Source organism: Thiemannella venezuelensis (assembly GCF_014203605.1).
GTDB classification, from domain to species: domain Bacteria; phylum Actinomycetota; class Actinomycetes; order Streptosporangiales; family Streptosporangiaceae; genus Planomonospora_A; species Planomonospora_A venezuelensis.
Map to the genome: position 1 here is coordinate 318,315 of NZ_JACHJJ010000003.1, position 19,444 is coordinate 337,758.

At 72.9% G+C, this 19,444-nt stretch carries 19 protein-coding genes; 6 read left to right on the forward strand and 13 right to left on the reverse strand.

Going from position 1 to position 19,444, the window contains the following annotated elements; genetic code table 11:
• Positions 1-89: 89 nt before the first annotated feature.
• Positions 90-380 carry a YciI family protein gene (locus FHS22_RS07070; protein WP_184939454.1) on the forward strand — a complete coding sequence of 97 codons (291 nt, stop codon included), beginning with the start codon at positions 90-92 and terminating at the stop codon, positions 378-380.
• Between the two features lie 49 nt (positions 381-429).
• Here the strand turns inward: FHS22_RS07070 and purE are convergent, their stop codons facing one another.
• The 3 genes from purE to FHS22_RS07085 form a co-directional block, all read right to left on the reverse strand.
• Positions 430-963, reverse strand: a complete 534-nt coding sequence (purE, locus tag FHS22_RS07075) for a 5-(carboxyamino)imidazole ribonucleotide mutase (RefSeq protein WP_184939455.1) — start codon at positions 961-963, stop codon at positions 430-432.
• 79 nt (positions 964-1,042) lie between these two features.
• A complete protein-coding gene (locus FHS22_RS07080) occupies positions 1,043-2,191 on the reverse strand; it encodes a 5-(carboxyamino)imidazole ribonucleotide synthase (protein WP_184939457.1) in 1,149 nt (382 codons plus the stop codon).
• Between the two features lie 36 nt (positions 2,192-2,227).
• A complete protein-coding gene (locus FHS22_RS07085; protein ID WP_184939459.1) occupies positions 2,228-3,199 on the reverse strand; it encodes a DUF8094 domain-containing protein in 972 nt (323 codons plus the stop codon).
• Positions 3,200-3,486: 287 nt separating this feature from the next.
• Here FHS22_RS07085 and FHS22_RS07090 point away from each other — a divergent pair, with 287 nt between their 5' ends.
• Positions 3,487-3,972 carry a GtrA family protein gene (locus FHS22_RS07090; protein ID WP_184939460.1) on the forward strand — a complete coding sequence of 162 codons (486 nt, stop codon included), beginning with the start codon at positions 3,487-3,489 and terminating at the stop codon, positions 3,970-3,972.
• 100 nt (positions 3,973-4,072) lie between these two features.
• On the opposite strand, the gene FHS22_RS07095 is transcribed toward FHS22_RS07090, so the two are convergent.
• Both FHS22_RS07095 and FHS22_RS07100 read right to left on the reverse strand, forming a co-directional pair.
• Entirely contained in the window at positions 4,073-5,209 is a 1,137-nt protein-coding gene (locus FHS22_RS07095; protein WP_184939462.1) for a HAMP domain-containing sensor histidine kinase, read from the reverse strand.
• Complete coding sequence (locus FHS22_RS07100) at positions 5,206-5,859, reverse strand: response regulator transcription factor (RefSeq protein WP_184939464.1); 654 nt, start codon at positions 5,857-5,859, stop codon at positions 5,206-5,208. The genes FHS22_RS07095 and FHS22_RS07100 overlap by 4 nt, the downstream gene beginning before the upstream one ends.
• An 88-nt stretch (positions 5,860-5,947) precedes the next feature.
• Here FHS22_RS07100 and FHS22_RS07105 point away from each other — a divergent pair, with 88 nt between their 5' ends.
• Positions 5,948-7,288: a S41 family peptidase gene (locus FHS22_RS07105; protein WP_184939466.1), complete on the forward strand. Its 1,341-nt coding sequence runs from the start codon at positions 5,948-5,950 to the stop codon at positions 7,286-7,288.
• 87 nt (positions 7,289-7,375) lie between these two features.
• Here FHS22_RS07105 and FHS22_RS07110 read toward each other — a convergent pair whose 3' ends face one another.
• The 7 genes from FHS22_RS07110 to FHS22_RS07140 form a co-directional block, all read right to left on the reverse strand.
• Positions 7,376-8,653, reverse strand: a complete 1,278-nt coding sequence (locus FHS22_RS07110; RefSeq protein ID WP_184939468.1) for an ATP-binding protein — start codon at positions 8,651-8,653, stop codon at positions 7,376-7,378.
• 3 nt (positions 8,654-8,656) lie between these two features.
• Complete coding sequence (locus tag FHS22_RS07115) at positions 8,657-9,325, reverse strand: response regulator transcription factor (protein WP_043620820.1); 669 nt, start codon at positions 9,323-9,325, stop codon at positions 8,657-8,659.
• Between the two features lie 249 nt (positions 9,326-9,574).
• The gene (gene bfr, locus FHS22_RS07120; RefSeq protein WP_184939470.1) at positions 9,575-10,057 is read right to left on the reverse strand and encodes a bacterioferritin; all 483 of its coding nucleotides are present in this window, start codon (positions 10,055-10,057) and stop codon (positions 9,575-9,577) included.
• Between the two features lie 15 nt (positions 10,058-10,072).
• Positions 10,073-10,249, reverse strand: a complete 177-nt coding sequence (locus tag FHS22_RS07125; RefSeq protein ID WP_084779571.1) for a (2Fe-2S)-binding protein — start codon at positions 10,247-10,249, stop codon at positions 10,073-10,075.
• A gap of 289 nt (positions 10,250-10,538) precedes the next feature.
• Positions 10,539-11,564 (reverse strand): adenylate/guanylate cyclase domain-containing protein, encoded by a 1,026-nt coding sequence (locus FHS22_RS07130; protein WP_260407725.1) that lies wholly within the window; start codon positions 11,562-11,564, stop codon positions 10,539-10,541.
• Positions 11,564-12,082, reverse strand: a complete 519-nt coding sequence (locus tag FHS22_RS07135; RefSeq protein WP_184939471.1) for a PH domain-containing protein — start codon at positions 12,080-12,082, stop codon at positions 11,564-11,566. The genes FHS22_RS07130 and FHS22_RS07135 overlap by 1 nt, the downstream gene beginning before the upstream one ends.
• Before the next feature lie 92 nt (positions 12,083-12,174).
• A complete protein-coding gene (locus tag FHS22_RS07140) occupies positions 12,175-12,999 on the reverse strand; it encodes a biotin--[acetyl-CoA-carboxylase] ligase (RefSeq protein WP_184939473.1) in 825 nt (274 codons plus the stop codon).
• A gap of 135 nt (positions 13,000-13,134) precedes the next feature.
• Here FHS22_RS07140 and FHS22_RS07145 point away from each other — a divergent pair, with 135 nt between their 5' ends.
• Positions 13,135-15,372, forward strand: coding sequence for an FdhF/YdeP family oxidoreductase (locus FHS22_RS07145; protein ID WP_184939475.1), 2,238 nt, complete (start codon positions 13,135-13,137; stop codon positions 15,370-15,372).
• Complete coding sequence (fdhD, locus tag FHS22_RS07150; protein WP_338047638.1) at positions 15,369-16,259, forward strand: formate dehydrogenase accessory sulfurtransferase FdhD; 891 nt, start codon at positions 15,369-15,371, stop codon at positions 16,257-16,259. Before FHS22_RS07145 ends, fdhD begins: the two co-directional genes overlap by 4 nt.
• Before the next feature lie 71 nt (positions 16,260-16,330).
• Here fdhD and FHS22_RS07155 read toward each other — a convergent pair whose 3' ends face one another.
• Positions 16,331-17,875: a glycosyl hydrolase family 18 protein gene (locus FHS22_RS07155; RefSeq protein ID WP_221473311.1), complete on the reverse strand. Its 1,545-nt coding sequence runs from the start codon at positions 17,873-17,875 to the stop codon at positions 16,331-16,333.
• A gap of 196 nt (positions 17,876-18,071) precedes the next feature.
• On the opposite strand from FHS22_RS07155, the gene FHS22_RS39160 reads away from it, so the two are divergent.
• Positions 18,072-19,409, forward strand: coding sequence for a lysine--tRNA ligase (locus tag FHS22_RS39160; RefSeq protein ID WP_338047639.1), 1,338 nt, complete (start codon positions 18,072-18,074; stop codon positions 19,407-19,409).
• Positions 19,410-19,444: the final 35 nt, after the last annotated feature.

Sequence of the window (19,444 nt, forward strand, 5' to 3'; positions counted from 1 at the left end):
CCGACGCGGCCCGCGTACACGGTATCCGCCCGCCTCGACGCCCGTCATGCCGAATCCGGGGATCAAGGACCGGGTGGAAGAATGAGGGCATGTTCGTCCTGGAACTCACCTACACCGCCCCCCTCGAAGAGGTCGACGCCGTGCTCGACGAGCACGTCGCCTGGCTGGACGAGCAGTACGCCGCCGGGTTCTTCCTGGCCTCGGGCCGCAAGGTCCCCCGTGACGGGGGGATCATCCTCGCCACCGGCCCCGACCGGGGCGCCGTCGAGTCCCTGGCCTCGACCGATCCCTTCGTCACGGCCGGGGTGTGCGTCTACCGCGTGACCGAGTTCGTCCCGTCGAGGACCGCCCCCGAGCTGGAGGCGCGCTTCCAGGAATAGAGACCGCGCGCCGCGGGAAACGCCGACCGATCGGTACGGTCCGGCGAGGTCAGCGGGCCCGTCCGGGGCCCCCGGCGACCTCGGCCGTCAGCCGGTCCGCCTCCTCGCGGAGCCGGGCGCCCTTCGCGTGGGCCTGCTCCTTCAGCTCCGCCTGGAACTCCTCCATCCTCGTCCGCAGCCCCGGATCCGCCGCCGCGAGGATCCGTACGGCCAGCAGCCCCGCGTTCCGCGCCCCGCCGACGGCGACGGTGGCGACCGGGACCCCGGCGGGCATCTGGACGATGGAGAGCAGGGAGTCCATGCCGTCGAGGTACTTCAGCGGGACGGGCACGCCGATCACCGGGAGCGGGGTCACCGAGGCCAGCATGCCGGGCAGGTGGGCGGCTCCCCCGGCCCCGGCGATGATCACCTTCAGGCCGCGCTCAGCCGCCCGCGCGCCGTACTCGATCATCTCCTGCGGCATGCGGTGCGCGGAGACCACGTCGGCCTCGAAGTCCACGCCGAACTCGGCGAGCGCCTCGGCGGCGAGCCGCATCACCGGCCAGTCGGAGTCGCTTCCCATGACGATGCCGACGGTGGCCATGCGCTCTCCTTCACCGGACCCGTGTCCGATCGTGTCGTGTGAGTTGACTTCCCGCCCCGGCCGGAGCCGGGGTCCCCGATCAGACGTAGACGCCGTCGGCGAGGTAGGCGGCGGCGTGCCGGGCGCGGGCCCGGACCTCCTCCAGGTCGGTCCCGACCGCGGTGACGTGCCCGATCTTGCGGCCGGGCCGTACGTCCTTGCCGTAGAAGTGGACCTTGATCCCGGGATCGTGGGCCATCACGTGCTCGTAGCGGGAGAACACGTCCGGATCGTCGCCGCCGAGGAGGTTGGCCATGACGACGACGGGCGCGGACAGCGCGGGCGAGCCGAGCGGCAGGTCGAGGACGGCGCGCAGGTGCTGCTCGAACTGGGAGGTGCGGGCGCCGTCGATGGTCCAGTGGCCGCTGTTGTGCGGGCGCATGGCCAGCTCGTTCACCACCAGCCCGGAGGAGGTCTCGAACATCTCGACGGCGAGCAGGCCGGTGACGCCCAGCTCGGTGGCGATCTTCAGGGCGACGCCCTGGGCGACCGCGGCCCGCTCGGGGTCGAGGCCGGGCGCCGGGGCAAGGACCTCGACGCAGATGCCGTCCTGCTGCACGGTCTCCACGACCGGGTAGCTGACGCCCTGCCCGTGCGGGGAGCGGGCGACCAGCACGGCCAGCTCCCGCTCGAACGGCACGAACGCCTCCGCCAGCAGCGGCACCCCGCTCGCCAGGACCTCCCCGGCCTCCTCCGCCGACCGGCAGACCCAGACGCCCCGCCCGTCGTAGCCGCCGCGCACGGCCTTGAGCACGACCGGCCAGCCGTGCTCCGCGGCGAACTCCTCGACGTCCGCGGCCGCGGAGATCCGCCGCCAGGCCGGGCAGGGGGCGCCGATCGCGGTCAGCCGCTCGCGCATCACGGCCTTGTCCTGGGCGTGCACGAGCGCCGCGGCCCCGGGGTGCACGGCGACGCCGTCCTCGGCGAGCGCGGCGACGTGCTCGGTGGGCACGTGCTCGTGGTCGAAGGTGACCGCGTCGCAGCCCTTGGCGAGGTCGCGCAGGTCGGCCAGGTCGCGGTAGTCGCCGAGCCGCACGTCGGCGACCACCCGGGCCGCGCTGTCGCCGGCGGAGTCGGCCAGCACCCGTAGCTCCACGCCGAGGGCGATGGCCGCCTGCTGGGTCATCCGGGCCAGCTGGCCCGCTCCGATCATGCCGACGACGGGGCCGGTTGGGGAAGCGCTGCTCACGTCCGTTGAGCTTACCGGCCCCGGGTACGGTGGCCGTCAGCCGGTGGACAGCTCGGCCAGGGCGCGGCGGAAGGCGACGGTGGAGAGCCTGCCGCGGGCGGTGACCTCGGTGACGGCGAGCAGGATCTCGGTGCCGGTCAGCTCGGCGGCCCTGGCGCCCCCGGTGAACCCGCGCAGGTCGTCCCTGCCGTAGATCGGGTGGGCGAGCGTGGACCGGCCGGCTCCCGGCCGCTGCCGGTACTCGATCTCCAGGGCGTGGAACACCAGCGCGCCCCCCTCCGGCAGCGCCAGTGCCCGCTGCGGGCCGACGACCAGCCGGACGTCGGCGGTGAGCCGGTCGGGGCGGACCCTCCCCGGCCGCTCGCCGAGCTCCTTGAGCAGGTCCGCGGCGGCGTCGCCCTTGGCGAACCGCACCCCGCTCACCCCTGCCGGGTCGGTGAGGTAGGTCAGGTAGCGCTGCGGCACCAGCCGGGCCCGCACCCCCGTGGAGGGGTCGTCGCCGGGCACCGCGCTCGCCGCCGCCCCGCCGTCCGGATCCGCGACCGGTTCCGGGGCGTCGCCGCCGTCCACCGGGACGGGACCGGCGGCGAGGCGCCAGTGGTCGCCCTGGTGGACGAAGAGGAAGTAGGCCGGGCCGGGTTCGCGGGCCAGGGCGGCGAACCAGCGGTCGTCTCCGGCCGTGGCGGGCAGGAAGAACTCCGGGTCGGAGTACTCCTTGCGGGCGGGAGCTGGGCGGCCGTTCCGGGTTGCCTCGCAGGCACGGCCGCCCAGCGTACTCTCCGCCCAGGCGGTCAGCCTCTCCACCGCCGCGCAGTCGCGGTCCCGCCAGGCGTCGTCGAGCCGCCGGAGCAGCTCGAACGCCTGGGCCGCCTCTGCGCGCCCGACCGTACGGGCGGATGCCTCCGGCGACGGCCCGGCGCCGGGAGCCGCGGCCCGGCCCTCCGTCTGCACGCCGCAGCCCGCCAGCGCACACAGGCTCAGGAGCAGGGCGGTCAGTCGGCGGGGCAAGGGGTGGTCCCGGGGGTTCGTGGCCGTCACGTGCGGCGATCCGTCTGGACCGATCGCGGAAGGGGGCGTGCCGGACTTCCCGCGATCTACCCGACCAGGGTAACGTCGGATGCACGGATTTATCCGTCGTTGTGTGACATTTATTGAAATGTTCTTGAGCAACGGGGATGTACCGACCTGGCAGACTCCCGCACCGGCCTCGCGACGCCACCGGTAGCCTGGGGCGAGTGCCGAGATCCTCCCGCCGGCGGATCCGCAGCCGACCCTGAAAGGACCGTGCAGAAGACGTGCAGTTTCTTCGACACGCCTACGAGCGGTTCGCCGTCCTGGCGCGCGAGCTGGCGAAGTTCGGGACCATCGGGGCCATCGCCTTCGTGATCGACTTCAGCGGCACCAACCTGCTCCGCTTCGGCCTCGACTGGGGCCCGCTGACCTCCAAGGTCATCGCCACGGTCGTCGCGGCGACCTTCGCCTACCTGGGCAACCGCTACTGGACCTTCCGGCACCGGGAGCAGAGCGGCCTGGCCCGCGAGTACTTCCTGTTCTTCCTGCTCAACGGCGTCGGGCTGCTGATCTCGATGCTGGTGATCGGCTTCGTGACCTACACGCTCGGCCTGGACGACCCGATCAGCTACAACGCCGCGCTCCTGGTCGGCACGGCCCTCGGCACGCTGTTCCGGTTCTGGTCGTACAAGCGCTGGGTCTTCCTCGCCGCCACCGCCGTCACGGAGGAGATCCCCCAGGAGCTCCCCGGCAAGACGAAGATCTACTGACCGTACGGCGCCGCCTGCCCGCGGGCCGGCGGCGTGAGCCGTGACGCGTCCGGCCCGGGCACCCCCCGGAGCTCCCGGCCGGAGCCCCGGCCGGGAGCAGTCAACCGGTCGCCCCGTGCTCCGCGGACAGGCCTCCGTCCGTGGCGGACGCCGCGCCCTCACGTCCCGTGAAAACCACGACGATCTCCAGTCCGCCCCCCGGGTTGGGGCTCGCCCGCACGTCGGCCCCGTGCGCCTTCGCGATCGACGCGACGATCGACAATCCGAGCCCGGCGCCCTGCTCACGGGTCGTGTGCAGCCGCCGGAAGGGCTCGAAGAGGTCGCCGAAACGTTCCGGTGGCACGTGCGGGCCGGTGTTGCGGACCGTCAGGACGCCACGGGAGAGCGTCACCTCGACGGTCCCGCCGGGGCGGTTGTAGCGGACCGCGTTGTCGAGGAGGTTGGTGACGAGCCGGTTCAGCAGGACGGGGTCCCCGTCGACGGTGAACGGCTCGGTCCGCGCCGTCACGGTGGCGTCGTGCGAACCCCCTTCCGCCACGACGAGCCGTACCACCTCCTCCAGCGCCACCGGTTTCCTGTCGTCCAGGCCGTGCTCCGCCTGGGCCAGAACCAGCAGGGCGCCGATGAGGTTCTCCGCGCGGCGGTTGTGGAGCAGGAGCGTGTCGCGGATCTCGCCGACGTCCTCGGGGAGGCCGATCTCGATCGCCGCCCGCTGGACGGCCAGCGGGGTCCGCAGCTCGTGGGACGCGTTCGCGATGAACCGGCGCTGCCCCTCGACGGAGCGTTCGAGCCGGTCGAGCATCGCGTCGAAGGTGTCGGCCAGCTCCTTCAGCTCGTCCTCCGGCCCGGCGAGCGCGATCCGCTCGTGCAGGGTCGACAGGGACAGCCGCCGCGCGGTGGCGGTGATCCGGTGGATCGGCCGCAGGATCCGCCCGGCGACCAGCCATCCGACCACCAGCGAGACCACCGTCAGGATCCCGACCGTCAGCGCGGTCACCTCCCACTGGTAGGCGATCACATCGTCCACCAGCTCGGGCAGCGGCGGCCGGTGCGGCAGCCGCTCGGCCGGGCTCCCCGGCGTCGGCGCCACCGGTGCCACCGCCGCCCCGGGCAGCCGCGCGACCCGCGTGGCCAGCGCCTGGCGCAGCAGGAGGTTGACCGTGACCAGCAGCACGACCGAGGTCAGCAGGAACAGCCCGGAGTAGATCAGCGTGAGCCGTACCCGGATCGTCGTCACAGCAGGTACCCCGCGCCGGGAACCGTCTGGATGCACGGCGGGTCGCCCAGCTTGGCCCGCAGGCGGCTGACGACGACCCGCACCACCGTGGTGAACGGGTCGGTGTGCTCGTCCCACGCCTCCTCCAGCAGCCGTTCGGAGCTCACGACCGCGCCGTCCGCCCTCATCAGCACCTCCAGGACGGCGAACTCCTTGAGCGACAGGTGCAGGTGCCGCCCGTCCCGCGCGGCCTGCAGCCGGTGGGTGTCGAGCACGATTCCGTGCCGGTTCAGCACCGGCGGCGCCTGCGGCCGGCTGCGCCGTCCCAGGGCCCGCACCCGTGCGACCAGCTCGGCGTAGTCGAACGGCTTGGGCAGGTAGTCGTCGGCCCCCATCCCGAGACCCGCCACCCGCTCCGGCACCGATGCCGCCGCCGTCATCATCAGGATCCGCGTACGGCTCCCGCGCGCCACCAGCTCACGGCAGACGAGGTCGCCGTGCATCTCGGGCAGGTCCCGGTCCAGCACGAGGACGTCGTAGTCGTGCACCGCCAGCCGCTCCACCGCGGCGGCCCCGTCGTACACCACGTCGACGGCCATGGCGTGGCGGCGCAGCCCCACCGCCACGAGATCGGCCAGATCGCGTTCGTCTTCCACCACCAGCACCCGCATACCGACGTTCCTACACGAGCGGCGGTTACAGCGGTGTTAACCGTCGCGTTCACGGCCGTGCAACCCGCTCCCGGCCACGCTGGCGGCCATGATCAGAACCTTCTGCGCCGCCGTCCTGGTTACGGCCTGCGCGATGTCCGCGTCCGCCCCGACCTCCCAGCCGGTCTCCACCCCGGGCGGCGCCGGTTGCGCCCCCGCCACCGCGCCGCCGCCGCAGTCGCCGCCGCCGACCTCGGTGAACACGCTCCGGCAGGCGTACTTCTGCGTGCTGGACAACTACTACAGCGGCCCGGCCATGGACTCCAGGGCACTGCTGAAGAGCGCCATGGCCGCCTACACCCAGGACCTGATCAGGCGCGGCGCCGACCGGCCCGGACTCCGGATGCCCGCCCTGACCGGGAACCGCGACACCGACTGGGCCGCCTTCGCCGAGGCCCTCGGCGACGGCGACCCCGCCGCGCTGCGCGCCGCGATCACCGGCATGGTCGCCGGGCTGCAGGACAACCACGCCCGCTCGATCAGGCCGACCCCGCCGCCGGAGGGCGGGCCGGTCGGGATAGGCATCGTGGGCGTGTCGGCCGAGCAGGGCCCGCGTTTCGACCCGGCGGCCCGGCCGCCGCTGTTCATCACCCGGGTCCTGCCCGGCAGCCCCGCCGCCAAGGCCGACGTCCGGCCCGGCGACATCATGGTCAAGGTCAACGGTGTGCCGACGGTCATCGGGGACACCGTGAACCAGGGCATCGTCGACCTCTTCGCCTCTGATGACCCGGTACGGCTCACGCTCAAGCGCCCCACGACGGGACGGACCCGCACCGTCGAGATCAAGCAGGGCCCCATCACCCGGCAGCCCCCGGCGGTGACGTCGAAGACGCTTCCCGGTGGCGCCCTCTACGTCCGGCTGCCCGGATTCTACGAGGGCGCCGCCGACCAGGTCATCGCCAAGCTGCAGGGCAAGCCGGAGGCGGTGGTCCTCGACCTGCGCGGCAACGGCGGCGGGTCGCCCCGCGAGGTGACGCGGCTGCTCGGCGCGTTCGCGCACGGAAAGGTCACCAGCTACTTCTGCCCGCTCAAGGGCGACTGCGTGCCCAACCGGACCGACGACAGCGTCCCGCTGCTCGGTTCGCGCCTGATCGTCCTCACCGACCGCGCGTGCGCCTCGGCCTGCGACGACTTCAGCGCGGCCGTCAAGGGCAACGGCCTGGGCACCCTCGTCGGGACCCGCACCGCCGGGGCCGTCTCCGGGCCCGGCAAGGGGTACCTCCTCGACGACGGCAGCGTCCTGATCCTGCCCGGGGTCCGGCACCTCGGCCCCTCCCGCGAGATCATCGACACGATCGGCGTGCCGGTCGACCACTACGCCCCCATGACCGCCCTCGACCTGGCCACCGGGCGCGACCCGGGCGTGGCCAAGGCGCTCACGCTGCTCTGACCCGCTCGCCGGCCGGAACGGATCCGGCGCGTGCCCGTCCGGGCGGGCGGGCGCGGGCCGGGCCGCCGGCCGGTCACCCGGAACGGCTCAGGCGGGACCGCTGACCACCCGGTTCCGGCCCCGGTCGCCGACCGGGCGCAGGAAGAGCGCGAACGCCGCCGGGCGGGGCCGTACCAGCTCCAGGCGGCCGCCGTCGGCGGCGGCCAGCGCCCGCGCGAGGGTGAGCCCGAGACCGGTCCCGCCGGCCCCGCTCATGTTCCGCTCGAAGACACGGGGGGCGATGTCCTCGGGAATGCCCTTCCCCTCGTCCGCGATCTCGATCACGATCGACTTCTCGGTGTTGCTGGTGGTCACCGTCACCGGCCCGCCGCCGTGCTTGAGGGAGTTCTCCAGCAGGGTGGAGACCACCTGGCTGATGCCGCCGCTGGTGCCCAGCGCCTTGAGCTCGCGCGTGCCGGCGAGCACCAGCTTCCGCCCGACCCGGCGGAAGGCCGGTCCCCACTCGATGAACTGCTGGTCCAGCAGCGCGTCGAGCTCGACCACCGCGGTCTGGGCGTGGCGCTGCCGCCGGGCCGCGGCGAGCAGTTCGTCGATCACCGCGGTCAGCCGCTCGGCCTGCACGATCGCGGCCTCGCCCTCCTCCTTGACGACGCTGGGGTCGTCCGCGGCCGCCACGATCTCCTCCAGCCGCATCGTCAGTCCGGTGAGCGGGGTGCGCAGCTGGTGCGAGGCGTCGGTCGCGAACTCGCGCTCCCTGGCCAGCAGGTCGGCGATCCGGGTCGCGGAGCGGTCCAGCACCTCGGCCACCCGGTCGAGCTCCTGGATGCCGTAGCGGTGCTTGCTGGGCCGGGCCTCCCCAGAACCGAGCCGTTCCGCGATCATGGCCAGGTCCCGGAGCGGGAGCGTCAGGCGGCGCGACTGCACCACGGCGAGCCCCACCGCCACCGCCATCGCCACCGCGGCGAGCACCACGATGAGCAGCAGCCACGCGTGGACCTGCTGCTCGATCTGGGTCCGGTCGCGGCTCACCACGACGTAGACCCCGCTCTCCGACTGGGCGTCCGCGCTCAGCCGGTTCTCCTGCTCGGGCTCGGTGCCCACCGCCGTCACCTGCGGGGGCGTGCCCCCGGCGTAGATCTGGATGTGGCGGTCGGGATACTTCCTCTCAAGCTGGTCGGGATCGATCGGCTGCTCTTGGATCCGGGCGTACTCCACGTCGTTGAGCAGGCTCTTGGCCTCCCCGGAGAGCTCCTGGGTCGCCTCCTCCTGGATCAGGCGGTTGACCGCCACGCCCAGCGGCACGCCGAGCAGCAGCACCGCGATGACCGCGACGAGCAGCGTGGAGGAGAGCAGACGGCGACGCATCCCCTACTCGCGCTCGAATCGGAAGCCGACCCCTCGGACCGTGGTGATGTAGCGCGGCTTGGCGGCGTCGTCGCCGAGTTTGCGGCGGAGCCACGAGATGTGCATGTCCAGGGTCTTGGTGGAGCCCCACCAGTTGGTGTCCCACACCTCGCGCATGATCTGCTCGCGGGTGACCACCTTCCCGGCGTCGCGGACCAGGACGCGCAGCAGGTCGAACTCCTTGGTCGTCAGGTGCAGCTCCTTCTCGCCCATCCACGCGCGGCGGGAGTCGGCGTCGATGCGGACGCCCTGCACCACCGGTGTCTCGGACGTGCCGCGCCGCAGCAGGGCGCGGACCCTGGCCAGCAGCTCGGCCAGGCGGAACGGCTTGGTCACGTAGTCGTCGGCCCCGGCGTCGAGGCCGACCACGGTGTCCACCTCGTCGACGCGGGCGGTGAGGATCAGCACGGGCGTGCCGTGGCCCTCGGCCCGGATGCGCCGGGCCACCTCCAGGCCGTCCATCTCGGGCAGGCCCAGGTCAAGAACGATCAAGTCGATGCCACCCGACAGAGCCCTCTCCAGGGCTTGCGGGCCATCGGGGCTCACCTCCACCTGATATCCCTCACGGCGCAGCGCTCGCGCCAGTGGTTCGGAGATCGAGGTGTCATCCTCGGCGAGAAGTACGCAGGTCATGTTGAGAGCGTAGGACCTTAGGCGATCGTTTCCCCGGCATAGCGCGCGGTTTGACGTGCCGTTGACCTATCTATTGACCTGGGCAAACACTGATAAATCCCGGATAGTCATCCCGCACCGGTTCACGACGAGGGGGTACGGCGTCCGCCTCGGGACACCCGGGAAAGACCAGGGCCGCCAAGAGCGTTACCGACAAAGCAGGACACGCCCAGCCAGAACGGATCCAGTGGGCGTGTCCGGGCGATTCTCTCAGGAACCTGACGGCGGTTCCGTGTAGCGGGCCAGATAGAGCTGCTCACCGAGGGCGTCGATGAGCGAGAGCTCCGTCTCCAGGTAGTCGATGTGGTGCTCCTCGTCCGCGAGGATCTCCTCGAAGAGCCGGGCGGAGGTGATGTCGCCCTTCTCCCGCATGAGGGCGATCGCCGGACGCAGGCGGCCGACCACCGCCACCTCGACCTCGAGGTCGGCACGGAGCTGCTCGGCGACGGTCTGGCCGATGTGCAGCGTGCCCAGCCGCTGGTAGTTGGGCAGGCCCTCCAGGAACAGGATGCGGTCGGTCAGCTTCTCCGCGTGGCGCATCTCGTCGATGGACTCTTCGCGGGTGTACTTCGCAAGCTTGGTGTATCCCCAGTTCTCCTGCATCTTGGCGTGCAGGAAGTACTGGTTGATGGCGGTCAGCTCTGCGGTGAGCTGCTCGTTCAGCAATTCGATGATCTGCTTGTCGCCCTGCATAGGCGAGCTCCTCTGCTATGCGGTCGCCAACTCCTCAGACCGCTTCAGGATCGCACAGATCTTGCGCACGCAAGAAGCACAGTCGCCTCCGGCGCCGGTGGTGTCGCGAATCTGGCGCGCACTCTTCGCGCCCGCGGCGATGCAGTCGTGCACCTCGTTCTCGGTAACCGCACGGCAGACACACACATACATGGCGAGGGAAGGACCTCTCAAGAAGCATAACACATAGGTAAGGCACACCTAAGGTAGCCGACTATGGTTAGGCTTGCCTATGTGAGCTCGGCCACAAATTCCCAGCTCAGCGGGGAGGCCCTTCAGGACACGCGGAACGTTACGGTCGCGTGTCCCGGGGAACCACAATCCATCGGGGAAATCAACCCCTCGCCGGCGGCCCGCACCCCGGCCGTCGCCCGGCCCGGCCCGGCCCGGCCGCACACCGTACGGCGCCCCGGCGCCGCCGTACGGCCGCCCGCCTGCCGCGTCAGGCCCCGCGCAGGACGTACGGCTGGACGACCCCCAGCCCCCGGACCGGCCTGCGGCGGATGCGCTGCGTCTCCAGCCCCGGCACGTCCGCGAGGGCGTCGGCCAGCCCCCCGTCGACGATGACCGACCCGGGCCGGGCGACGGCCGTCAGCCGCGCCGCCAGGTTGACCGTGGTCCCGAAGACGTCCCCCATCATCGGGAGCACCGGGCCGTAGGCCAGGCCCACCCGCACCTCGGGGCCGCTCCCTCCGGCCGTGTCGGCGAGCTCCAGCGCGATCGCGGCGGCCTTGCCCGGTTCGGCCGTGGTGAACAGCACCTCGTCGCCGAGCGTCTTGACCAGCCGCCCCCCGTGCGCGGCGATCACGTCGGCGGCCCGGGACTCGAACCCCTCGACCAGCTCGCCCAGGCCGTACTCGTCCAGCTCCCGGGAGACCCGGGTGAAGGAGACCAGGTCGGCGAAGCCCACCGCGAGGGTCAGCCGGGTGGGCAGGACCTCCTCGCTCATGTCGGTGATGGCCAGCAGCCGGGTGCCGGCGGCGGCCAGCTGGGAACGCCAGACGTGCACCAGGACCTGCTCGAAGTCGGGCAGCAGCCGGCGTGCGGTCTCCATGACCGCGGCCAGGTCGGCGTCGGTGGGGGGCCGGCCCGGGTCGAGCGTGGCGCCGATCATGATCTCGGCCTGCCACTGGGCGAGCCTGGCCGTGGTCTGGCCGAGCGCCCTGGTCATCCGGATCACCGTCTGCTCGTCGAGCAGGCCGCTCTCCATCATGGCCCGGACCCGCCGCAGCGCGGCCACGTCGGCGTCGGTGAAGGCCACCGCGTCGTCGGCCAGTGTCGCGAAGCCCAGCGCGCGCCAGATCCGCTCGGTCAGCGCCTGGGGGACTCCGGCGACCTCGGCCACCTGGAAACGCGTGTAGCGGGGCGGCGGGCCGACGAAGAGGCGCTCGATCTGCTCGGCGGTCGGACGCCCCGCCGGTTCCTCTCCGTCCATCTTCTCCCTCCGGCACAGGAGGTTACGCCACATCACCCCTCCCGTCGCGCCGGCGGCGCTTCCCCTTCGGCGTCGTCGAGGGCCTGGAACAGCTCGGCCCGGACGTTCTGCAGGTCGGGGATGTCCCGCAGGACGATCCGGCCCTGGTCGCCGGCCGACTCGACGACGAGCGTGCCGCAGCCGAGGATCCGCTCCATCAGGGTCTGGTCCGCGCTGACCGTGTTGACCTTGCTCATCGGGATGTCGTCGTGGGACTTGCTCAGCACGCCGGCGCTGATCGTGAACCGGTGCGAGGTGAGCACGTACGAGGTGTTCCTCCACTGGAGGTACGGCACGAGCGACCACACGGTGAGCAGCCCGGCCGCGAGCGCGGCCACCGCGGCGCGCGCGTAGCCCTCGTAGGCGAAGCCGGGCATGAGGAACATCGCGGCGACGGCCGCGGCGACGATCAGGATCAGCGCCAGGATCGGGACGGCCAGGCGCTTCCAGTGCGGGTGGAACGACCGGATGCGCCGCTCCCCCTCCGTCAGATGGTGATCGGGGAGACCCATGGAGCAAATCGTGGCACGCCCGCGCCCGCCCCGTCAGGGGGGCGCACTCCCCGGCCCGCGCCCGGGTCCCCCCGAGGAGGGGACCGGACGGCTCAGGAGCCGTCCGGGCGGACGTGCACGACGTCGCCCGCGCTGAGCGTGTGCTCCCGCCCGCCGGACTCCACGACCAGGTGCCCGGACGCGTCGACGCCCACGGCCTGCCCGGTGAGCACCCGCTCGCCGGGCAGCTCCACCCGGATCCGCCGCCCCACCGTCGCGCTCACCCCGAGGTAGGCGGCGCGCAGCCCGCACGCGTCGGCGTCGCCGTCCGCCTCCGACCACTCCCGGTAGTGCACCTCGATCTCCCGCAGCACCGCGCGGAGGACCGGGTCGCGGTCGGCGCAGGCGGCGCCCTCCAGGACAAGCGAGGTGGCCGTCTCCACCGGCAGCTCGTCGGCGCGCAGGCTCACGTTGAGCCCGACGCCCACGACCACCGCGCGGTCCACCCGCTCGGCGAGCACCCCGGCGAGCTTGCGCTCCCCGACCAGCAGGTCGTTGGGCCATTTCAGCCGGACGTCCACCTCGGCCACCCGGCGCACCGCCGAGGCGGCGGCCAGGCCGGCGAGCAGCGGCAGCCAGCCCTGCCGGTGCGGCGGCGGGTCGGGCCGGAGCAGCACCGAGAACGTCAGGCTGGAGCGCGGCGGCGCGGACCAGGTCCGGCCGAGCCGGCCGCGCCCGGCGAACTGCGACTCCGCGACGACCACGGCCCCCTGGCGGGCGCCGTCGCGCACGGCCTGCGCGAGGTCGGCGTTGGTCGAGCCGGTCCTGTCGACGACGGCGATGTCCGACCACAGGCCGCCGGGGCGGACCAGGGCGCGGGTGAGCGCCGCCTGGGAGAGCGGCGGGCGGTCGAGATCGGTGAAGGGGGAGTCCAGCACCCCTCCATCTTCCCTCCCCGCGCAGACACCTGTCGCACAATCAGGGCGATGACCAGCAAATATCACGACCATACGGTGCACGGATGTACGGGCTCCCCGCTGTCGGCACCGGTCCGATGGGGCGAAAATGGACCCATGAGCAAACGTCTTGACCCGCGCAACTGGGCGAGCTGGAAACCCTTCGGGATCGGCGAGCGCAAGCCGAACAACTACCTGGAGCTGGTCAAGGCGTTCCGGTCGGTGAAGGGCAGCCGCCGCTACGCCCTGCGGCTTCTCAGGCAGGGCACCTGCGACGGATGCGCGCTGGGCACCAAGGGCATGCGCGACTGGACCATGGACGAGATCCACCTGTGCAACATCCGGCTCCGGCTGCTCAAGCTGAACACCATGCCCGCCCTCGACGTCGCGGCGCTGGCCGACGTCTCCGGCCTGGCGCGCAGGAGCAGCGCGGAGCTGCGCGACCTGGGGCGCCTGCCGTACCCGATGCTGCGGCGCGCCGGCGAGGCCGGCTTCACCCGGATCGGCTGGGACGAGGCACTGGACCTGGCCGCGCCGCACCTGCGCGACGGCTCCCGGCTCGGCGTCTTCCTGACCAGCCGCGGCATACCGAACGAGAACTACTTCGCCGCGCAGAAGGCGGTGCGGGCGCTCGGCAGCAACTCCGTCGACAACGCCGCCCGCATCTGCCACTCGCCCTCGACCGTCACGCTGAAGCGGGCGATCGGCGCGGCCGCGACCACCTGCTCCTACACCGACTGGATCGGCTCGGACCTGATCGTGTTCATCGGGTCCAACCCGTCGAACAACCAGCCGGTCGCGATGAAGTACCTCTACCACGCCAAGAAGGCCGGGACCCGGATCGCGATGGTCAACGCCTACCGCGAGCCCGGCATGGACAAGTACTGGGTGCCGTCCAACGCGGAGTCCGCCGTCTTCGGCACGAAGATCACCGATCACTTCTTCGGGGTGAACATCGGCGGCGACATCGGGTTCCTCAACGGCGTGCTCAAGCACCTGGTCGAGAACGACTGGGTGGACGAGGAGTGGGTGGACGCCCACACCACGGGCTTCGAGGACGTGCGGCGGGCGGTCGCCGAGCAGTCCTGGGAGGAGCTGGAGGCGCTGTCCGGGGCGGGCCGGGAGAGCATGTTCGAGCTGGCGAAGCTGCTCGGCCAGGCGCGTTCGGCGGTGCTCGTCTGGTCGATGGGCGTCACCCAGCACACCCACGGCGAGGACAACGTCCAGTCGATCGTGAACCTCGCGCTGGCCCGGGGCTTCGTCGGCCGCGACCGGTGCGGGCTGATGCCGATCCGCGGCCACAGCGGCGTGCAGGGCGGCGCCGAGATGGGCGCCTACGCGACCGGCCTGCCCGGCGGCCTGCCGATCACCGAGGAGAACGCCCGGCACTTCGGCGAGCTGTGGGGCTTCGAGGTGCCGACCGCCCCCGGCCTGACCACCACCGACATGATCGACCGCGCCCACGCGGGCGAGCTGGACGTGCTGGTCTCCAGCGGCGGCAACTTCCTGGAGGTGCTGCCCGACCCGGACCACTGCCGCGAGGCCCTGTCCCGCCTGAAGCTCCGCGTGCACATCGACATCGTGCTCTCCTCGCAGATGCTCGTCCCCCCGGAGGGCCCCGACGGCTCGGGGGGCGACGTGCTGCTGCTGCCCGCCCAGACCCGCTACGAGATGGCCGGCGGCGTCACCGAGACCTCCACCGAGCGGCGGATCATCTTCTCCCCCGAGGTTCCCGGCCCCCGGATCGGCGAGGCCCGGCCCGAATGGCAGATCTTCACCGAGCTGGCCGCCCGCGCCCGGCCGGAGCTGGCCGGCCTGATCCGCTACTCCGGCACCCCCGAGATCCGCGCCGACATCGAGCGGGCCGTCCCGTTCTACGCGGGCGTCTCCGGCCTGTCGGCGTTCGGCGACAACGTCCAGTACGGCGGGCGCCACCTGTGCCCCGGCGGCCGCTTCCCCACCCCCGACGGGCGGGGGCGCTTCTCTGCCGTCGCGCTGCCCGTCCTGGAGCGGCCGGACGGGGCGTTCATGGTCGCCACCCGGCGCGGCAAGCAGTTCAACAGCATGGTCCACGAGCGCCGCGACGGCTTCAACGGCGCGACCCGCGAGGCCGTGCTGATGAGCGCGCACGACGCCGACCGGCTCGGCCTGCCCGACGGGACCCCGGTGGAACTGCGCTCGCTCGCCGGCGGGCGCACGTTCCGCGGCCGGGTGCTGCGCGCCCCGCTGACCCCGGGCAACCTGCAGATCCACTGGCCCGAGGGGAACGTCCTGCTCGACGCCGCCCGCCGCTCCCCCGACGCGAGGATCCCCGACTACAACGCCCTCGTCACGATCGCGAAGCTCCCTTCGTGACCGCCGCGGACGGCGGGACCGCGGACGGACCGGCCCCGGCGGAGGAGCCCGGGCGGCCCGGGCCGGTGACGCGCGTCCGGATCCGGGAGTTCTCCGGCGGGGCCGTCCGGGACCGCCGCGACGACCTGGCCACCGAGGAGCCCCTGGAGATCCGGATCCGGGCGGGGCGGCACCGCCGCACCGTCGCGATCACCATGCGGACCCCCGGCCACGACTTCGAGCTGGCCGCCGGGTTCCTGCACGGCGAGGGCGTCGCGGCGCCCGGCGCCGTCGCGTCCGTCTCCTACTGCACCGACGAGGACGTGCCGCCCGAAGCGCGCTACAACACGGTCACCGTACGGCTGCGCGGCGAGCGGCTCCCCGACCTGCCCGCCCTCGACCGGACCTTCGTGACCTCCAGCGCCTGCGGCGTCTGCGGCAGCGCGAGCCTCGACGCCCTGCGCGACCGCTGCCCTCCTCTGCCCGTCTCCGACGGCCCGCGCGTCTCTCCCGAGGTCCTGTACGGCCTGCCGGAGACGCTCCGGCGCGCGCAGGGCGTGTTCGGCCGGACCGGGGGCCTGCACGCCGCCGGGCTGTTCACCCCCGACGGCGGCCTGGTGGCGCTCCGCGAGGACGTGGGCCGCCACAACGCGGTGGACAAGCTCGCCGGCTGGGCGCTGCTGGGCGAGCGCCTCCCGCTGGCCGGGCACGTGCTGATGGTGAGCGGCCGGACGAGCTACGAGATCATGCAGAAGGCCCTGGCCGCGGGCGTGACGACGGTCTGCGCCGTCTCCGCGCCCTCCTCGCTGGCGGTGGGCCTGGCGAGGGAGTTCGGCATGACCCTGGTCGGGTTCCTGCGCGGCGAGCGCTTCAACGTCTACGCGGGAGCCGGGCGCGTCGGGCCGTGACCGGTTCCCGGGCCGCCCCTGGACCGGTGGGGAGGGCCGCTCCCGGCCTGGAGCGGCCCTCCCGGATGCGGCTAACGGCCCTGCAGGGCCTTGACGTTGTCGCCGAACGTCCAGTTCTTCGAGCCGTCCCAGTTGATGGACCAGGTCATCAGGCCCTTGAGGCCGCCGTTGAAGGCGTTCCAGCTCTGGGCCACCAGGGAGGGCGGCATGTGTCCGCCGCCTGCCCCGGGCTGGGCGGGCAGGCCGGGGACCTGCTTGTCGTAGGGGACCTTGATCGTGGTGCCCTGGATGACCAGGCCGTTGTTCAGGCAGGTGGTCTGGGCGGTGAAGCCCTGGACCGTGCCCGCGGCGTAGGAGTCGCCGGAGCAGCCGTACATGCTCCCGTTGTAGTACTGCATGTTCAGCCACCAGAGGCGGCCGTTGTCGGCGTACTTCTTGATGATCGGCAGGTAGGCGCCCCAGATCGAGCCGTACGTCACGCTGCCGCCGGTGACGTAGGCCGTCTCGGGGGCCATGGTCAGGCCGAAGTTGGACGGCATCTGGGCCAGCACGCCGTCGATGATCCGGATGAGGTTGGCCTGCGACGGGGAGAGCCGGTTGATGTCGCCGCTGCCGGTGAGGCCGGTCTCGATGTCGATGTCGATGCCGTCGAAGTTGTACTTCTTCAGGATCGGCACGACGGTCGCGACGAAGCGGTCGGCGACGGCGCTGGAGCTGAGGTCGATGCCCGCGGTCGCCCCGCCGATGGACATCAGGATCGTCAGGCCGGCGGCCTTGGCCTGGCACATCTCGGCCGGGGTGGCGACCTTCACGGTGGCGTCCATGCCGTCCTCCCACAGCACGGTGCCGTCGGAGCGGATGACCGGGAAGGCGGCGTTGATCACGTTGTAGCCGTGCTGCCGGATGCGGGGGTCGGTGATCGGGGTCCAGCCGAACGGCGGGTGCACGCCGTTGATCGCGCCGTCCCAGTTCTCCCAGTAGCCGTGGAGGACCTTGCCCGCGGGCCGGGACTTCACCGCGCAGGTGCCGTCCGTGGGCGTGGGCGTGGGCGAGACCGTCGGCGTGGGCGAGACCGTCGGGGAGACCGTGGGCGTGGGCGAGACCGTGGGCGTGGGCGTGGCGGTCGGGGTGCCGCCGGGCCCGTCGAGGCTGACGTCGTCGGCGTGGTAGGCGCCCTGGCCGTACCAGCCGTGCAGGTAGACCTCGGCGGTGGTCTGGTTCGCCGCGGTGGTGAAGGAGACGGTGAGCAGGGTGTACTCGGCCGCCGACGGGGTCCAGCGGGACGGGCCGCCGGTCACGCCCAGGTACACGTAGCTGCCGCGGACCCAGGCGCTCAGGGTGTAGGCGGTGCTCGGCCGTACGGCCACGCTCTGGGTGCACCGGGCGGTGTCGGAGCCGCTGACCGCGGCGGTGAGCGCCTTCGTGCCGGAGCGGACCGGGGAGCCGGACACCGAGCCCAGCCCGCCGGCGCAGGACCAGGGCGAGAGGGTCCCGCTCTCGAAGCCGGGGTTGTCGAGCAGGTTGGCCGCGTGGGCCGACGTCTGCGCGATGAGGACGCCCGCGAGCGCGAGCAGCATCGACACCGCGAGCGTCAGCAGGCGGGAGGTCCGTTTCATGGGGGCAGCCCTTCTGTCACCCGGGCGTGGGAGGTCACCGGGAGTTGACGGGGAGCCGCGATGACGGAAGTCGCGATCCGCAGATTCACCGAATTATCGGGACAAGCCAGCCGGATGTCCATGCCGGGCCCCCTCATCGGCGACGCGACAGGCATACCGTTCTGTCCTATCCTCTGCGTGCCGGAGGGGAGGGGACGTGCGGGGAGCGGCTCACGGCATCGGGGGTGACTGGGTCTCCCGCCTGGCGGACGAGGTCGTCGCCGAGGCGGAGCGGCGCGCTCCGGGCGGCACGATCCCCTGCACCTCGGAGCTCACCCCGTCCGGGCCGATGGACCTCGGCGACCTGCGCGGGGTCATGACCGCGCACCTGGTGGCCGACGAGATCCAGCGCCGGGGCCGCGACTGCGTGCACGTCCTGTTCTGGAACGACCTCGCCCCGCTGCGCGCGCTCCCGCCGGGGACGCCGCGGGCGTGGCGGGAACACCTCGGCAAGCCGCTGGCCTCGGTGCCGCCGCCGCCCTGGAGCGCCTACCTGAACTGGGCGTACCACTGGGAGGCGCCGATGATCGACGCGCTCGCCGCGCTGGGCGTCGCGCCCTACTCGATCAGCCAGGAGTTCGTACGGACGTCCGCCGCCTACCGGGAGGAGCTGCCCTTCGCCGTGGACGGGCCCGGGCACGGGAGGATCGACCCGGTCCTGACCCGGTACCGTGCGCAGGCCGGCCCGGTCCTGGCGACCGGTCTGCGGGGCGGCACGCCGACCCCCGGGCAGGCGCTGGAGCTCGTGGAGGCGCCGGTGCTGCGCTGGCTGTACGCGCGGCAGCCGCCTGACCGGCCCCTCGCCGTCTCCTTCGGCCGGGAGCTCCAGCGGACCTACGACGAATGGGACGCCCTGGCCCGGAAGGCCGCCGACGGCACGGCGGAGCCCGCCGAGGCCGCCGCCCACCGCCGCGCGGTCGCGGCCGTCGCCTGGCCGTTCCCCACCGCGTCCCCGCCGCGCCCGGTCGAGCCCCGGCCGCTCCCGGTCACGCCCAGGCCGCTGCCGTACCGCCTGCTGGCCGCGGTCGCGGGCCTCACCGCGGGCCGCGACGAGGAGACCCTGCGCCTCCTGCGCGGCCTGGACCCGGAGGACCCGGTGGCCTCCCTGGACGAGGTCCGGCCGCGCCTCGACCGGGCCGCGCGCTGGATCGGGGCCCGCGTCCCGGCCGGGCACCGCGTCCGGCTCCGCGACAGGCCCGACGCCGGCCTGCTCGCCTCGCTCGGCCCGGCCGAGCGCGCCTCGATCCGGCTCCTGCTGGACGGCCTGGACGGGCACTGGTCGCTCGACGGCCTGACCGCCTTGGTGTACGGCGTGCCGAGGATCCGGGCCGGGCTGCCCGCCGGCGCCGGTCCCACCCCCGAGCTGAAGGCGGCGCAGCGCGCGTTCTGCGCGCTGCTCTACCGGCTGCTGACCGGCCGCGGGAGCGGGCCCCGGCTGCCGCCGCTGCTGCTGGCGGCCGGGGCCGGCCGCGTGCGCGAACTGCTCGGCGCCTGACGGGCCGGCTCCGCGTGCCGGCCCGCCGGGCGCTG

Bases quoted from the DNA above. Each gene is read 5' to 3' on its own strand.
- FHS22_RS07070 (WP_184939454.1), top strand. From the start codon at position 90: ATGTTCGTCCTGGAACTCACCTACACCGCCCCCCTCGAAGAGGTCGAC.
- purE (WP_184939455.1), bottom strand. From the start codon at position 963: ATGGCCACCGTCGGCATCGTCATGGGAAGCGACTCCGACTGGCCGGTG.
- FHS22_RS07100 (WP_184939464.1), bottom strand. From the start codon at position 5,859: ATGCGGGTGCTGGTGGTGGAAGACGAACGCGATCTGGCCGATCTCGTG.
- FHS22_RS07105 (WP_184939466.1), top strand. From the start codon at position 5,948: ATGATCAGAACCTTCTGCGCCGCCGTCCTGGTTACGGCCTGCGCGATG.
- FHS22_RS07110 (WP_184939468.1), bottom strand. From the start codon at position 8,653: ATGCGTCGCCGTCTGCTCTCCTCCACGCTGCTCGTCGCGGTCATCGCG.
- FHS22_RS07115 (WP_043620820.1), bottom strand. From the start codon at position 9,325: ATGACCTGCGTACTTCTCGCCGAGGATGACACCTCGATCTCCGAACCA.
- bfr (WP_184939470.1), bottom strand. From the start codon at position 10,057: ATGCAGGGCGACAAGCAGATCATCGAATTGCTGAACGAGCAGCTCACC.
- FHS22_RS07125 (WP_084779571.1), bottom strand. From the start codon at position 10,249: ATGTATGTGTGTGTCTGCCGTGCGGTTACCGAGAACGAGGTGCACGAC.
- FHS22_RS07130 (WP_260407725.1), bottom strand. From the start codon at position 11,564: ATGTGGCGTAACCTCCTGTGCCGGAGGGAGAAGATGGACGGAGAGGAA.
- FHS22_RS07135 (WP_184939471.1), bottom strand. From the start codon at position 12,082: ATGGGTCTCCCCGATCACCATCTGACGGAGGGGGAGCGGCGCATCCGG.
- FHS22_RS07145 (WP_184939475.1), top strand. From the start codon at position 13,135: ATGAGCAAACGTCTTGACCCGCGCAACTGGGCGAGCTGGAAACCCTTC.
- FHS22_RS07155 (WP_221473311.1), bottom strand. From the start codon at position 17,875: ATGAAACGGACCTCCCGCCTGCTGACGCTCGCGGTGTCGATGCTGCTC.